Source organism: Kocuria sp. WRN011 (genome assembly GCF_002295155.1).
Taxonomy (GTDB): Bacteria; Actinomycetota; Actinomycetes; order Actinomycetales; family Micrococcaceae; genus Kocuria; species Kocuria carniphila.
This window is the reverse complement of the sequence record NZ_NSGI01000004.1, coordinates 226260-240023: the sequence shown is the minus strand read 5'-3', so window position 1 is coordinate 240023 and position 13764 is coordinate 226260. Positions and strand designations below refer to the sequence as shown.

Here is a 13764-nt window from a genome sequence, read left to right as displayed (position 1 = left end):
CAGGAATCTGCACGACCCTCACTTCACGTCTGAGTCCTAATTCTCCGCGGGGACGTCCTCGCTGACGAGCCACTCGCGCAGGCCGTTGTCGATTGCCGAGGGGGTGTTGACGATCTGCGCGATGCGCTCGCGGTTCTGCGTGTCTTGTGCTTGCGAGCGGCAGATTCCGTTCGGCGAGTCCGACGCCGCCGAGCACCACGCGTACTGACCACCCTGGGTGTTCGAGCTGGGCGCCCAGGACAGGTCACTGACATCCCAGCTGCCGTCCGCCGCCTTGGCGAACTGGAACCGCGCGATCAACCCATCATTGTTGACGGGCATCATGGGTGCGGTCTCGGTGACGGTGTTGCCCACGCCGTACACGATCCACGTGCCGTTGTGGTTCTCAATGGGCTGCACACTGTGCGAGCCGTGCCCGTAGATGGCGTCGAATGCGCCGGAGTCCGCCAGCGCATGGCCGGTCCGGACCTGGAAGTCGTCGGCCGTGTCCGTGTATTCTTCGGCGGAATGGATGGCGGCCACTACGACATCTGCACCTAGCTCGCGGGCCTTTTCGGCCTGACTCACGGCGCGGTCGATGTCCGCCTGGGCAACCTCCGGATCGACGGTGGGGTCTTTGCCGTCCCGGAAGCGGTCAACCTGCCACTCGTGTTCGGCTTCTTTCTTATTGACGCTGTTGGTGCCCGTCACGATGGCCACGGTGCCAGCTTCGGTGTGAATGCGAAGGGGTTCTTCGGAGGCAGCCTGGGAATCGTAGGAGCCGGTGTGCTGCAGACCAGCTTCGTCCAGGGTGGCCAATGTGCGGTTGATCCCTTCAGTGCCATGATCCAGTGTGTGATTACTCGCGGTGGTGCACGCGTCATACCCCACCGACTTCACCGCGGTGAGGATCTCGGGCGGTACCTGGAAGTCCGGATAATCCGCGTACGGCCCGCCTTTCTCCGCCACGGGAGTCTCGGCATGGCAGACTCCGATGTCCGAGTTCTCCAGGTAGGGGCGTTGCCCGGCGAGCAGTGGTTCGAAATCGAAATTCTGACCGTCATGGGCGGCTGGGTCTGTGGCAAAGTTGCTCCACAAACCCTCGTGAAGCAGCAGATCTCCGGTCACGGCCATGGTCATGCAACTGTCCTTGGGGCACTCAGGCCTGGCTGCAGCGGGGGAGAGCACGGGGGAGGCTGCCGCACCCTCAGCGGATTCAGAGGGCGCCGGTGTGGGACCAGAAGGTTCGGGGTTATCTGCACATCCAGCGAGGCTCCCTACCGTGAGCACGGCCGCGGCAGCTACGGTCAGAATCCGGTGGCGGTGAGAGTTCGGCAAGCCCATGGGTTCGATGATTTCACAGTCAAAACATGAGGCGGATCACATTGAGAACGTGTTCGGACTCAATCGGCCAGATTTAAGTCATTAAATCCTGACTTAATTCATGAGATGCTCTTCACACGAAGCAAGCCAAAGGTTAGGCTTTCCTAAGTTTCGGAAGTCACACAGAGAGCGAGGAAGCCATGGTCGAGCAGACGATTGGTGGCCAGTCTCAAGGTTTGAGCACCCATGATCGAGCAGTGTCCCTGGCACATCGGATGCTTGCGGGGGCGGGACGTGCGGCACTGGTCGCCTACGCGCTCGAAGGCCAGCCCACGCTTGACTCTCTGGCTCACGGCATGACCGCCAGCGGGGACCTCATGGTGGCGACCACCGTGTTCTCCGGCTCCGATGATGCGGTCCTTCTCAATCCCGGCACTCGCATGGATGTCCGGATGGACATCACCAAGCTCTCACCCGAACCCCGCGTAAAAATCCTCACGGCCAGCGCACACATGCTCGGTCAGTTGGAATGGTTGGATCCCGAGCGAGCCACTGATGTCCTCGAGTATGAAGAAGTTCCGGAGATGGTCAAGGCTGTGGCTCAGTCTCCCTTCGGCATGCTCGGCATTGTCCGGGTCTCGCGCGTTCTGCTGCACGACGGCGTGGGTGCCACGGCCATTCCGTTCGCGCACCTGGTCGAGCGGCATGACGACGTCGCTCTGGCCGGCTTGGGTGACATCGAGACCGTTGGTCTGGATGTTGCGTCCAACCTGGATTCCGTTGATCTTGCCTCGCTGTGCGATGCAATCAGCAACGGCTGGGTCGAGGCGCGCGTCTTGAGTGAGAAGCCCTCTGTCGGAGGTTGCTCCCACACCAAGAACCTTGAGTTCGTGGTGGATGTCGATGTGACAGGATTGACGGTCATGCGCAACGGCGCCGAGCGCACTCATGTGTTCTTCGTGCCCTTCGACCGCGAGTCCGTGGTGGAGTGTGGTGGTCTCTTGGCCCGAGTGGAGTCCCTGTTCGGGGCTCGGGTGGGCGCCGCCGAATAATCGACCCGGAGTCACCCTCAATCTGGGGAGTAATCGCCCAGGCAAGCTGGCTCGTCAGAACCTAAAAACCGTGCCCGTGCGTTCATGAAGAACGCACGGGCACGGTTGTGTCCGGAAGCGAGTGATTACTCGGCTTCGTAGGACGCGCAGTTAGCGGTGTCGCCGGTCATCTCGATGGAGGACGCGGTGCACAGCAGGTCGGTGTTGTGCTTGCACTCGAGGCGCTGGCACGCGCCAACCTGGCCGTTGGCGGTGGGCAAGCCTCCGCGAGCGTCCAGGGAAATGAAAGTGGTGCAGGATGCGGTGGAGCCGCTGCCGCCCACGGTGATGGCGGGCGCGGAGCAGCCGTTTTCGTTGTATGCGCACGCGGTGGCGGCGCAAGCGGAGACGGCGGTCAAAGTAGCCATGATCTGTTCCTCTCAGGCGGTTCGTATTTATAAAGATACGAGCGAAAATTCCGCCTTACAAGTAAGTTGAACCTTAGGTCAAACCACTCTGACTTAATTAAATTAGCGAAGTCCCATGTTTTCTAATTGCCTACCAAGGGGAGCCTTGCCTTGCTGTGACGGGCATCTCGGGGGTCTGCGGTCCGTGAAGAGTGTTTCGTAATTGGGTAGCCGATAAATCACCCATGCATTAGCTAGTGCGATTCAGGGCATCCGCGTGAAATGCACATTAATCACACATGACACCAATTGAAATTAATAACTACTAACGCGAGTGAGCCCGGTTTCTACCTGCGGTACTCGCTGCCGTCCGGGGCTCGCGTGATGTACCCGGTGTCCACGCAGTGCCGGCGAATCAGGGCCGGATCATCGCTGAACCTCTCAATCCGGTCATTGAGCTCTCGCTCTTCGACGCGCTCGTCAGTTGCCAAACATTGATCCATGATCCAGCGGATCAGCCCGTCTTTGTCGGCGGCCTTGGACGGCCAGCGGGCCACTCGGCCATGTTCGAGGAACCGCTCGTAACCCTTCGGGGTGCCGCTGGCACCCTCGGCGAGAAGTTCACGGAACGCCTCGGTGGGGGACCACGCGCCGTCGGCGTCGTCGATCAAACCCACCCGTTGCAGGTTCTGGAGTGCCCGCGATTGCTTAGCGGTGGATGTCCCGGGAATTTGATCGAGAACGACCCGGGCGTACATGGCACGGGTGTCCGGATTCGCCAGGGCTGCGAAGATTTGACGGGTGTCCATGGAGTCGTAGTCGCACGTTGATCCGATCAACACGCGACGGTCTCCAGTTGTCCAGTCCTCAGGGTCTAGCTGCTGTTTCTCGGATGAAACCAAGCAGCACTGCCGCGAGAGCGGTGGGCTGGTCCTCCGGGATAAGAGTTCCGCTGTCGGAAATCGTCACCAGTCGACCCCGGGGTAGGAGGTCGGAGTGAACCACTCGTCCAATACACGGTCGGGGATTCGAGTGTGAGATACGGCCCCCCATGCGCGTCGGTGATGGCGGAAGAGGGGGGTCCGCAACAACTGCATGAGTAGCCATGCCCCGCCCGGGGCTCGTGTTAGCAAAACTGCGGGCCGGGCCTGCGGCGGCGGGAAGTTGTCAAAGGCTTCACAGGCGACAAATGCCATGCGTGAGATCCGCTCGTCGCGTCCGAGCGCGACGACGAATTGAGGGCCACCCCAGTCGTTCATCACCAATGTGACATCTTGCAGCTCAAGGGCCTCGAGGGAATCGGCAAGGATATTCGCCTGCCCCAATTGCGAAAGATCGGCGTCAAGGTTCATAGCGTTTTTGTGGGCACCCAGTGGGAGAGTCGGCATGATGCAGCGAACACCCCGAGGAGCGGCACCACTTTGCGCCATTGCAGGTGATCCATGGGGAACCCGTGCGTCAGGACCATTACCGGGCCAGGGCCACCGGTGTCCACGTAGTTGATGGTGCCCGCGGGTAACACAACGGAACGGTGCCGTCCGGTTGAGGCTGTCTGGGGCTGCGTGTCCGCACCTTCGTCAGCGGAGTGTTCACTCGGGACGTCGCGAATCAATTCGATGACGGCGGTCACCGTCGGCTCCGGACCGCTGGTGAGGACTGCTCCGGCGCGTCGGAGCGCCGCGATCGCGGGTTCGTTTCCCGCTGTGGTGTGAGCGATGATTCTTTGCGCGCCCGTGCCGATCGCTCGCTCGATAATGAGCGAGAAGACGCCATGGCTCAGGTCGCGGCCACGGGCGGATCTCGCGAGCCAGATGCCACACTCCACTTCTACGGGAGACAGCGACTCCAGTCGGATCGCACCGCTTACACGTCCGTTGACACGCACGGCCTCCGTGAGTTGGTGACCATTCACCAGACCCGGTCGGTTCCTCCGATGGAAATCACGGAGCCAAGTGACACGTGCCTCTCCCCAACCCGGTTCGAGTGGCGGGGTCACATCATTAGGATCGGTGTCCGCAACGGCAACAGCCACCAGCTCTTCCAGGACGGATTCGTCAACTGGTACCAGTTCAAGTTCGGGAAGCATGAGGACCTTCGGGTAGCTCAACCGAGGCCGGTGCTCGACGTGTTCCGGCCAGGATCAGGCCGGAACCAGCCAGCAAGAGGAGGTCTTGGCCCACGCCAGGGCCCGCAACCACGGTCCCGACCACAACCCAGGCTCCGAGGGCCCAGGGGATGAATCGTGGAGGTGGGATACCACGGCGGTTCAACCACAACACGGTAAGGCCGAGGAGCACCATTGGGGGCCCAAAACTGTTGATGGACAGCCAGTAGGCACTCATCGCTGGGCTCATGCTGGCGAGTTCTTCATTCCACAGTTGACCACTGAACCATGTTCCGGCGTGACGCGCGGCACCCTCGGCGGTGAGCGCGCCCACCGTATGAGCGGTACCGTACAGCACAATCAGACGGCCGCCCCAGGTGACCAACCGGTTTCTCGAAGTGTGTGGCGCGCCCATTGGGCGCTTCTTATCGGCGCGTGAAGTAGGGCGGGTTAAGACTGAGCTGGCAGTGATTCCACCTCTGATCTGATGGCCGACCGAAGAACTCTTAGTGGAACTGGTGTGCTGATCTCGGAGCAGCCATGCGCGTTCCCATTTCCGGGTCAGCGCAGGATATATGACGGCGTACCTGAAGGGTTTGATTGCGGCCATGTAGACCCGCCCCAGCAGGCCGTGCGGTTTCACCAGTGCGGCCATCCGCAATTCGTAGTCACCTGAGCCAGCCTGCACCCAACCCAAATGACAGAGGTGGTGGACGGTTCGATTGGCCATTTCGAGAACGCACTCGTTACTCGTCTCGTACACCATGGTGAATGGGGTGTCGGGCCAGGGGGAATCGATAGGGTCCTGGCGCAGGTCAGGGGGAAGCCGGTCGCGCAATGAATCCACGCGCCGCCCGACCCCCTGCTCGGGGTTGTCCCAACCAAAGAGACCCCCCAACTTCCAGCGCACGGCGAACAGCAGCCGAACTACCCGGGGGTCGACATTGCGGTCGCTCTCGTTTTGCAACGCTTCCAACATGGCGGGGAAATCATCCGGCCCAGCTCCCGGTGTCCGGTAGGACCACACGTCTTCTACACGGAAGTCAGGCGCTATTTCATGGATCCGCCAAGGACGAACGGAGTGGCCGGATTTGGAGAGTTTCATCGGTCTCACATCTTTCCCGGTGCGGGGAACGCCTCTTGCGCAACAGAATACCATACCGTATGGTATGGAACCATACTCCAGCTATTCCGAATCAGCCGGATCTGAGCACGAGGATGAAGGGTGCGTCACATGAAATCTCGACAGGACTGGTTGGAAGCCGGACTGGACATTCTGGGCGGTCAGGGTCTTCCGGGGCTGAGGATCGAAGCGTTGTGCTCTGCTGTCGGCGCCACGCGGGGTTCCTTCTACCACCACTTCGTAGACATGCCCGGATACCGAGTGGCCTTGTTGGAGGAGTTCGAACTGAGGTGGACCTCGCGGTTGATTGACCACGCGGAATCTATCGCAAGTCAAGGCCCAGCGAGTCAATTACAAGTGTTGTCGGATGATGTGGTCGACAGTCTCTCTCCCCGCGAGGCGATTATCGAAAGAAATGTGCGTGCCTGGGCGACGCAAGACGCTGATGCCGCCACAATCTTGGCGCGCATCGACGCGCGCAGGTTGGCCTACCTCACTGACCTGTTGCGCGGTCTTGGATACGACCAAACAGAATCCGAACGGGGCGCGCGACACCTAGCCCTGTTGGTGATCGGCGCCAATCTCATGAGTCCACCGAGTAGCCCATCGGAGTTGCGTGAAGTTTTCCAGCCTCTGATCGAGAATTTGTTAGCAGGTGCATCACAATGACCAATTGTCCGAAACGCCTTTCGCCGCTGCGCAGTGCGGGGGTATGGACCATGGTGCTGGGGTCGGTTCATATCGCCACGACAGGGATGTTCTACCCTGCCTCTGTGCGCAGCATCATCAAAGCCGGGGTCGTTTCTTCGGTCGATGCAGACCCTGCACTGGCTGAACGTCGTGGAGTCGGTTTCTGGTACTTCACGTCTGGCCTACTGCTGATCGGCCTGGGAGCTACGGTCAGGGAGCGAGAAAGGGCTCATGGCCGCCCACCGCGTAGCACCGCAGCCATTCTGGGGTTGACCGGTCTCTGGGGCATTACGCTCTCGCCCGCCTCTGGTTTCTGGCTGTTCTTGCCGATTGCCTGGCTTGCACACACGGCCCGACGTCGCGCTTCACAATGATTGATCGCGAACAAAGGACACGTGATGAAAAACCTCATGGCCGATCAAGTGCGCCGGGTACGGGCAACCGAACCGATCGCTACAGATGGCCGCCCCTTCGACTACGCCGATGCCTTTGAAGTTAGTGTTCCCCATCCGGATATGAGCGCTCCACGGGAGTGGCTGCATGAAGGGTTGGCAACGACCTCGGGTGTGGTGACGCGGCTCATTGGTGTTCTTGGGCTTGGTGAATCACCAACTGAGGTTGGCCAGCTGGGACCTTTCCGGATCATCGAATCCAGCGCGGAAGTGATCCACCTCGAAGCGGCCATTCCACTGATGCACATCACTATGGTGGGTCGACGAACTGTGCCTTCGCAGCGGCGGCTAACGACCGTCCTCCACTTCAGGCGACCACTTCTGGGCCGAATTGCCTGGACGATCATCGGTCCGGTGCATCGCCGAGCGGCAAAGTCGCTCATCACCGCCGCGACGACTCTTCGTCCGGATCAGGAGCTTGACTCGGCGGCGGGCTCGACCCAGGTTGACCGTGGGTCTCGCGTTTCCGGTCTGGCTTTCGTGGACGAACATGCCGTGGTGATCAATGCACCTGCGAACAACGTCTGGTTGAACCTGAGTGCCGCGCTTGACCAGACGTTCTCAGGATCAGTCGCAACAACCTATGCCCGGGTTGCAGGTTGTGCAGAACGATCTCCATCTGGACCGAGGCCCCTTGCTATTGATTCGACACTCGTCGGGTTCCGAGTCGCCAGTGCGAGGCCCGGAGCGGAACTTGAGCTCACAGGGAGGCACCGGTTTTCCGTGTATGCCCTGTCGTTCCACATGGAGCAGGCAAATAGCGGACAGACGCGTCTTCGGGCAAGAACCCATGCCAATTTTCCGGGCGGGGGCGGTCGCTTGTATCGCTTGCTCGTGGTGCGGACCGGTTTCTATGCTCGATCCGTGAGGCATTTGCTCAAGGACATCCAGCGTCAAACTGAATCCTCCCGGGGCACCGGCTGAGACGACCGCAACGAAAGGACCGGGATCGGGAAAATGAGAGTCATCATTGCGCTGAATGATTGGCGCTAGTGTGACTCACATGACATTTCGCTTTGACACCCCCGAGCATCTGGTCGCCTCACCTCGACTCTCCGGATTCAGTACCCATCCCTCCGGAGGTGTGATTGCCCTGCGTAAAGAACTCTCCGCTGACGGCAAGAAATACGTGGCCCAGGCGTGGTCCGTAGAACACATTGATGATCGTGCGGTCGGTAGGCAACTGACCCACGATCAGCACGGGGTCTCGGAAGTGTGTCCGGCGCCCGATGGCAATGTGTTCTTCACTTCGGGTCGGCCGTACGGGGATGACGACAAAGAACGCACGCGACTATGGTTGCTGCCGCCGCACGGTGAGGCGCGGATGATTCTGGAACGGCCCGGCGACGTCGAAGACCTCAAGCTGGGTGGCGAACGCTTGTTCTTCGTGAGCGGTACGCTCCCGTCTGCCCGCCATGCGAAAGACATGAAGGCGGAGAACGAGCGGTTGGACAAGCTCCGTGAGGATTCGGGGGTGAGTGCGATCCTGTACGAGAAAGCGCCCACTCGAGACTGGGATCACGACCTGGGACCGGATGAACCGACCTTGTGGTTCGTGAACGCGTCGGAAGCGATCGGCGGCGCTGCGGTCCAGGACAGCATGCGACCTGTTCGGCTTCCGGAAGGCCGTCTGCTTGGCTATGAGCCTTCACCCGATGGAAGCTTTGTGGTGGTCACCGTGAACGCCTGGATCGACGGCGGCTGGGAGCGATCGGAGGTCTGGCGCATCCCGGCAGCGGAGGATGGTTCCGGCGAACCCCAGCTTATCCGCGCCGCTGACTCGAACATCTGGTGGGAAACGGGCCCGGTCAGCCCCGATGGAAGCCGGGTCATTCTGCTCAAGGAACAGCTGTGGAGGAGTACGCAAAACCTCTCGGTGTCACTGTGGGCGTACGACTTCGACTCGGGTGATGCGCAAGAAATCCTGCACGGAGACGAATACTGGGGAGAAGGCCCCCGGTGGATCGATGACAACACCGTGGTGTGCAGTGCGGATTACCGGGGCCGCGGGATTGTGTTGCGCGTGACCTGCGCCCCGGGGCAGGAACCCAGTGTCGAAATATCTGCCGGTGGTGATGGCCAAGGGTGGACGTACGGTTCTGTTCAGGTTGCAGAGGACAGGCTCTGGGCCCTGCGATCGCGGGTGGATCGTCCCGAGGAACTTGTCCGCTGGCCCGTCGACGAATTCTCAGCTGATCCCGCGCCTGTCGAGGGCATCCTTCCCGACGACGTTCCGGCCGGTCGGCTCGAAGAGGTCACCACGCTTGCGGAAGACGGCACGGAGATCCGAGCCTGGCTCGCACTACCGGACACCCCCGCCGCCGAAGAACTCCCCCTGCTGGTATTCGTGCACGGCGGTCCGTGGGCATCCAACAACGCGTGGTTGTGGCGGTGGAACCCCTGGCCGTTCGTGGCCCGCGGCTACGCGGTATTACTTCCGGACCCTGCCATCTCGACCGGCTACGGCCAGCACATGATCGACCGTGGTCAGCAAGAATTGGGCGGTGTGCCGTTCACAGATGTCATGGCGTTGGTGGAGGCCGCGACGCAACGACAGGACATCGACGCCGACCGACAGGCACTACTGGGCGGTTCCTACGGCGGCTACATGGCCAACTGGGTGGCCGGTCACACCGGGGCGCGATTCAAATGCATTGTGACCCACGCGTCGCTGTGGGACCTGAACACCATGGGTTCGACCACCGACAACACCGAGTGGGAGGAAGCCATGGCGCCGTCGCAAGCGGATCAATATTCACCCCATCGGTTCGTGGGTGACATCCAAGTCCCCATGCTGGTGATCCACGGTGACAAGGACTATCGCGTTCCTATTTCCCAGGGTTTGCAGCTGTGGTCGGATCTGCAGCGGCACACCGCGGTGGAAGGGCACAAGTTCTTGTACTTCCCGGACGAGAATCACTGGATCCTCAAGCCCGGGAACGCGCGTACCTGGTACGAGACCGTCCTGGCCTTCGTGGACGAGCACGTTCAGGACAAGCCGTGGCACAGGCCGGAATTGTTGGGCTAAGGGAAAACCATGCGGAGTGGCTCGGGTGATGGGCCCGGGCCACTTTCGTTGAACTGCCTCCGGGAACCCATCAAAAGTGAGTGATAGGTCACGTGTGGACGAGCAGCTCACTCAGGAAGAGTAGAATCGCTGAGATTCCCCTCTACCTCGATTCATGAAGAGAGACTTGCGTATGTCTGAAACCACCGCCCAGCGCGCCGATCTGCGCAACGTGGCAATTGTTGCCCACGTTGACCACGGCAAGACCACCATCGTCGATGCCATGCTCCAGCAGACGCACGCTTTCTCCTCACACGGAGAGGTCGAAGAACGAGTCATGGACTCGGGCGACCTGGAGCGGGAGAAGGGCATCACCATCCTCGCGAAGAACACCACGGTGTTCTACGACGGCCCCTCGGCCGACGGCGAAACCATCACGATCAACGTGATCGACACCCCGGGCCACGCTGACTTCGGTGGCGAGGTGGAGCGCGGCCTGTCCATGGTGGACGGCGTGGTGCTCCTGGTCGATGCTTCCGAGGGTCCCCTGCCCCAGACCCGTTTCGTGCTGCGTAAGGCCCTCGAGGCCAAGTTGCCCGTGATCCTCGTGGTCAACAAGGTGGACCGCCCGGACGCCCGCATTGAGGAAGTGGTCTCCGAGACCATGGACCTGCTGCTCGGCCTGGCTTCCGATATCTCCGAGGACTACCCGGAGATGGACCTGGACGCCGTTCTGGACGTCCCCGTGGTCTACGCCTCCGGTAAGGCCGGTCGTGCGTCCACCGACCAGCCCGGCAACGGCGAGCTCCCCGACAACGAGGACCTCGAGCCGCTGTTCAAGACCATCATCGAGCACATCCCGGCACCTTCTTACGAAGAGGGCGGCGTGCTGCAGGCCCACGTGACCAACCTGGACGCCTCCCCGTTCCTGGGTCGTCTGGCCCTGCTGCGTATCTTCAACGGCACCCTGAAGAAGGGCCAGACCGTTGCGTGGGCCCGCCAGGACGGCCAGCTGAAGAACGTCCGCATCTCCGAGCTGTTGGCCACCAAGGGCCTCGATCGCGTTCCCGCCGAGCAGGCCGGTCCCGGTGAGATCGTGGCCGTCGCCGGTATCGAGGACATCACCATCGGTGAGACTCTGACCGACCCGGAGAACCCGCAGCCGCTCCCGCTGATCACCGTGGACGATCCCGCGATCTCCATGACCATCGGTATCAACACCTCCCCGCTGGCCGGTCGCGTCAAGGGCGCCAAGGTGACCGCCCGTCAGGTGAAGGATCGCCTGGACAAGGAGCTCATCGGTAACGTCTCGCTCAAGGTTCTGCCCACCCAGCGCCCGGACGCCTGGGAAGTTCAGGGTCGTGGCGAGCTGGCACTGGCCATCCTCGTGGAACAGATGCGCCGCGAAGGCTTCGAAATTACCGCCGGTAAGCCGCAGGTGGTCACCAAGACCGTCGAGGGTAAGGTGCACGAGCCCTACGAGCACATGACCATCGACGCCCCGGACGAGTTCCTCGGTGCCATCACTCAGCTCATGGCGGCACGTAAGGGCCGCATGGAGGGCATGGTCAACCACGGCACCGGTTGGGTGCGCATGGAGTTCAAGGTTCCTTCGCGCGGTTTGATCGGCTTCCGTACCAAGTTCCTGACCGAAACCCGCGGCGCCGGCATCGCCTCCTCGTACGCGGACGGATACGAGCCGTGGGCCGGCGACATCGAGTACCGCACCAACGGCTCGCTCATTGCTGACCGTTCCGGTGTGGTCACCCCGTTCGCCATGATCAACCTGCAGGAGCGCGGTTCCTTCTTCGTGGAACCCACCTCTGAGGTGTACGAGGGCATGATCGTGGGTGAGAACTCTCGCGCGGACGACATGGACGTGAACATCACCAAGGAGAAGAAGCTCACCAACATGCGCTCTTCCACCTCGGACAGCTTCGAGCACCTCACTCCGCCGCGCAAGCTCACGCTCGAGGAGTGCCTCGAATTCGCTCGCGAGGACGAGTGCGTCGAGGTCACCCCGGAGGCCATCCGCATCCGCAAGGTCGTCCTTGACGCCAACGAGCGCGTGAAGGCTGCTCGTCAGCGGGCTCGCGTCTGATCATGAGCACACCGCAATACCCCCAAGCGGGCACGGTCACCAAGGGCGCAGTGGATTCACTGCTGCCCGCGGGCCGTGCCCCGGGGGACGCGCGGATCCTGTGGGTTCACGCCCACCCGGACGACGAGTCGATCGCTACCGGTGGCTCGATCGCCCACTACGCGCGCACCGGTGCCAGCAACGTGCTGCTCACCATGACGCGCGGTGAACGCGGCGAGGTCATTCCCGCGCCATTGGGCCACCTCGAGGTCGGCCAGCCCGGCTGCCCCGACACCGACGGCACGGCCCTGGGCCTGTATCGCGTGGGCGAGCTCGACGACGCCGCCGCGGCACTCGGTCTCTCCGATCGCTTTTTCGCGGGGGAGACCCCCGCCTTTGATGAGTCCGTAGGTTTCGCCAACGGGTTGGGCCGTTACCTGGATTCCGGGATGAGCTGGGGCGACAACGGTAGGGCACAGCCCGCTGAGGACGTCTCGTCGGCAGCCCTCACGTCGGCCACCGAGGACGAAGCCGCCGCCCACGTGGCCGCGGCGATTCGAGAAGTCCGTCCGCACGTGGTGGTCACCTACTGCGACGACGGCGGTTACGGCCACCCGGACCACGTGCGCACCCATCACGTCACGATGCTCGGCATCGACAAGGCCAAGAGACCGGCCGACGGCGCGGAAGCCTGGGACGTCCCACTCGTCTGGGGCACCGAGGGCGACGTCGATCCCGCCGACCAGAGGCAACAGGCCGTGATCTCCGGGGACCTCGACGCCAAACGCGCGGCCATGGCGGCCCACGCCACTCAAATCGTTCTACCGGAAGACGCATCCGAGACGTTCGAGCTGTCCAACGGCGTTCCGCAGAGGTTGACGGCCACCGAGCACTATCGCTTGCTCAGTGGGGACCTGAACAGCGGAGACCTAGACAGCGGAGACCGCTCATGAGCCGTGCCGAACGGACTCCCGTGAATCCCGCCCCGTGGCAGAACAGCGCAGGGAACGGGAACCGCGGCGACCAGATCTCCACTGGATACGACTCCGCTACTCGACTCTCCGCAGACGGCACTAAGCCTGCCGCGGCGGATCCCGCGGTTGCGAACCCGGCCGACGAAACGGGGGAGACGGACGAGACCACCGCGACCGGGGCGGCGTCGGCGCGCCCGACCACCCTGTCCGCCGTGCTGACCACCGTGATCACCGGCCTGCTGATCGGCTCCGTGGCCACCGTGATGCACGCGAACATCTGGTACGTCAACGAATCCTTGTGGCTACCGTGGGGACTGTTGTTCTCCGGAGCCCTCGTGTGGTTCGCGAGCGTGTGGTGCGGTACCGCGACCCGTCGGGTGTGGGCCGCTGCGGTCCCCGGCCTGCTGACCTACGTGCTCTCGTGGGGGTTCGCCTATCTCAAGAACGGCTCAGCCCTGGTGGTCACCTCGTGGGAAGCGCCCATCGGCATGGTGGGTTACGGATGGTTCGCCGTGATTTTCGTGGCAGTCATGGCCGCCGTGATTGTTACGGGCCGCTACATCGTCAGACTCCGCCGACAAGCACGTGACTGAC

The 13764-nt window shown here is 62.1% G+C and carries 14 protein-coding genes; 8 read left to right on the top strand and 6 right to left on the bottom strand.

What is annotated here, in order from left to right:
• Window positions 1-36: 36 nt before the first annotated feature.
• Window positions 37-1119, bottom strand: coding sequence for a CapA family protein (locus CKW39_RS07315; RefSeq protein WP_254049323.1), 1083 nt, complete (start codon window positions 1117-1119; stop codon window positions 37-39).
• Window positions 1120-1502: 383 nt separating this feature from the next.
• On the opposite strand from CKW39_RS07315, the gene CKW39_RS07310 reads away from it, so the two are divergent.
• Window positions 1503-2354 (top strand): hypothetical protein, encoded by an 852-nt coding sequence (locus tag CKW39_RS07310; RefSeq protein WP_095797470.1) that lies wholly within the window; start codon window positions 1503-1505, stop codon window positions 2352-2354.
• Window positions 2355-2479: 125 nt separating this feature from the next.
• Here the strand turns inward: CKW39_RS07310 and CKW39_RS07305 are convergent, their stop codons facing one another.
• The 5 genes from CKW39_RS07305 to CKW39_RS15615 all read right to left on the bottom strand — a co-directional run bounded on the left by CKW39_RS07305 (window position 2480) and on the right by CKW39_RS15615 (window position 5949).
• Window positions 2480-2761, bottom strand: coding sequence for a DUF1540 domain-containing protein (locus tag CKW39_RS07305; RefSeq protein ID WP_095797469.1), 282 nt, complete (start codon window positions 2759-2761; stop codon window positions 2480-2482).
• Window positions 2762-3087: 326 nt separating this feature from the next.
• A complete protein-coding gene (locus CKW39_RS07300) occupies window positions 3088-3582 on the bottom strand; it encodes a DUF2087 domain-containing protein (RefSeq protein ID WP_095797468.1) in 495 nt (164 codons plus the stop codon).
• Between the two features lie 123 nt (window positions 3583-3705).
• Window positions 3706-4092: a hypothetical protein gene (locus tag CKW39_RS15625; protein ID WP_216823162.1), complete on the bottom strand. Its 387-nt coding sequence runs from the start codon at window positions 4090-4092 to the stop codon at window positions 3706-3708.
• Entirely contained in the window at window positions 4089-4826 is a 738-nt protein-coding gene (locus CKW39_RS15945) for a GNAT family N-acetyltransferase (RefSeq protein WP_216823161.1), read from the bottom strand. The genes CKW39_RS15625 and CKW39_RS15945 overlap by 4 nt, the downstream gene beginning before the upstream one ends.
• Entirely contained in the window at window positions 4810-5949 is a 1140-nt protein-coding gene (locus tag CKW39_RS15615) for a DUF2867 domain-containing protein (RefSeq protein WP_216823160.1), read from the bottom strand. Before CKW39_RS15615 ends, CKW39_RS15945 begins: the two co-directional genes overlap by 17 nt.
• A 129-nt stretch (window positions 5950-6078) precedes the next feature.
• Here CKW39_RS15615 and CKW39_RS07280 point away from each other — a divergent pair, with 129 nt between their 5' ends.
• The 7 genes from CKW39_RS07280 (at window position 6079) to CKW39_RS07255 (ending at window position 13763) form a co-directional block, all read left to right on the top strand.
• Window positions 6079-6636 carry a TetR/AcrR family transcriptional regulator gene (locus CKW39_RS07280; protein ID WP_095797467.1) on the top strand — a complete coding sequence of 186 codons (558 nt, stop codon included), beginning with the start codon at window positions 6079-6081 and terminating at the stop codon, window positions 6634-6636.
• Window positions 6633-7031, top strand: a complete 399-nt coding sequence (locus CKW39_RS15940) for a DUF6463 family protein (protein ID WP_371514638.1) — start codon at window positions 6633-6635, stop codon at window positions 7029-7031. Before CKW39_RS07280 ends, CKW39_RS15940 begins: the two co-directional genes overlap by 4 nt.
• A gap of 24 nt (window positions 7032-7055) precedes the next feature.
• On the top strand, window positions 7056-8033 hold the full coding sequence (locus CKW39_RS15610; RefSeq protein ID WP_216823159.1) for a DUF2867 domain-containing protein: 978 nt from the start codon (window positions 7056-7058) through the stop codon (window positions 8031-8033).
• Window positions 8034-8112: 79 nt separating this feature from the next.
• Entirely contained in the window at window positions 8113-10137 is a 2025-nt protein-coding gene (locus CKW39_RS15795) for an alpha/beta fold hydrolase (RefSeq protein ID WP_254049322.1), read from the top strand.
• Between the two features lie 172 nt (window positions 10138-10309).
• Window positions 10310-12217, top strand: coding sequence for a translational GTPase TypA (gene typA, locus CKW39_RS07265; protein WP_095797466.1), 1908 nt, complete (start codon window positions 10310-10312; stop codon window positions 12215-12217).
• Window positions 12218-12219: 2 nt separating this feature from the next.
• On the top strand, window positions 12220-13149 hold the full coding sequence (locus CKW39_RS07260; protein ID WP_095797465.1) for a PIG-L family deacetylase: 930 nt from the start codon (window positions 12220-12222) through the stop codon (window positions 13147-13149).
• Window positions 13146-13763, top strand: coding sequence for a hypothetical protein (locus CKW39_RS07255; protein WP_095797464.1), 618 nt, complete (start codon window positions 13146-13148; stop codon window positions 13761-13763). Before CKW39_RS07260 ends, CKW39_RS07255 begins: the two co-directional genes overlap by 4 nt.
• The last annotated feature ends 1 nt before the right edge of the window (window position 13764 follow it).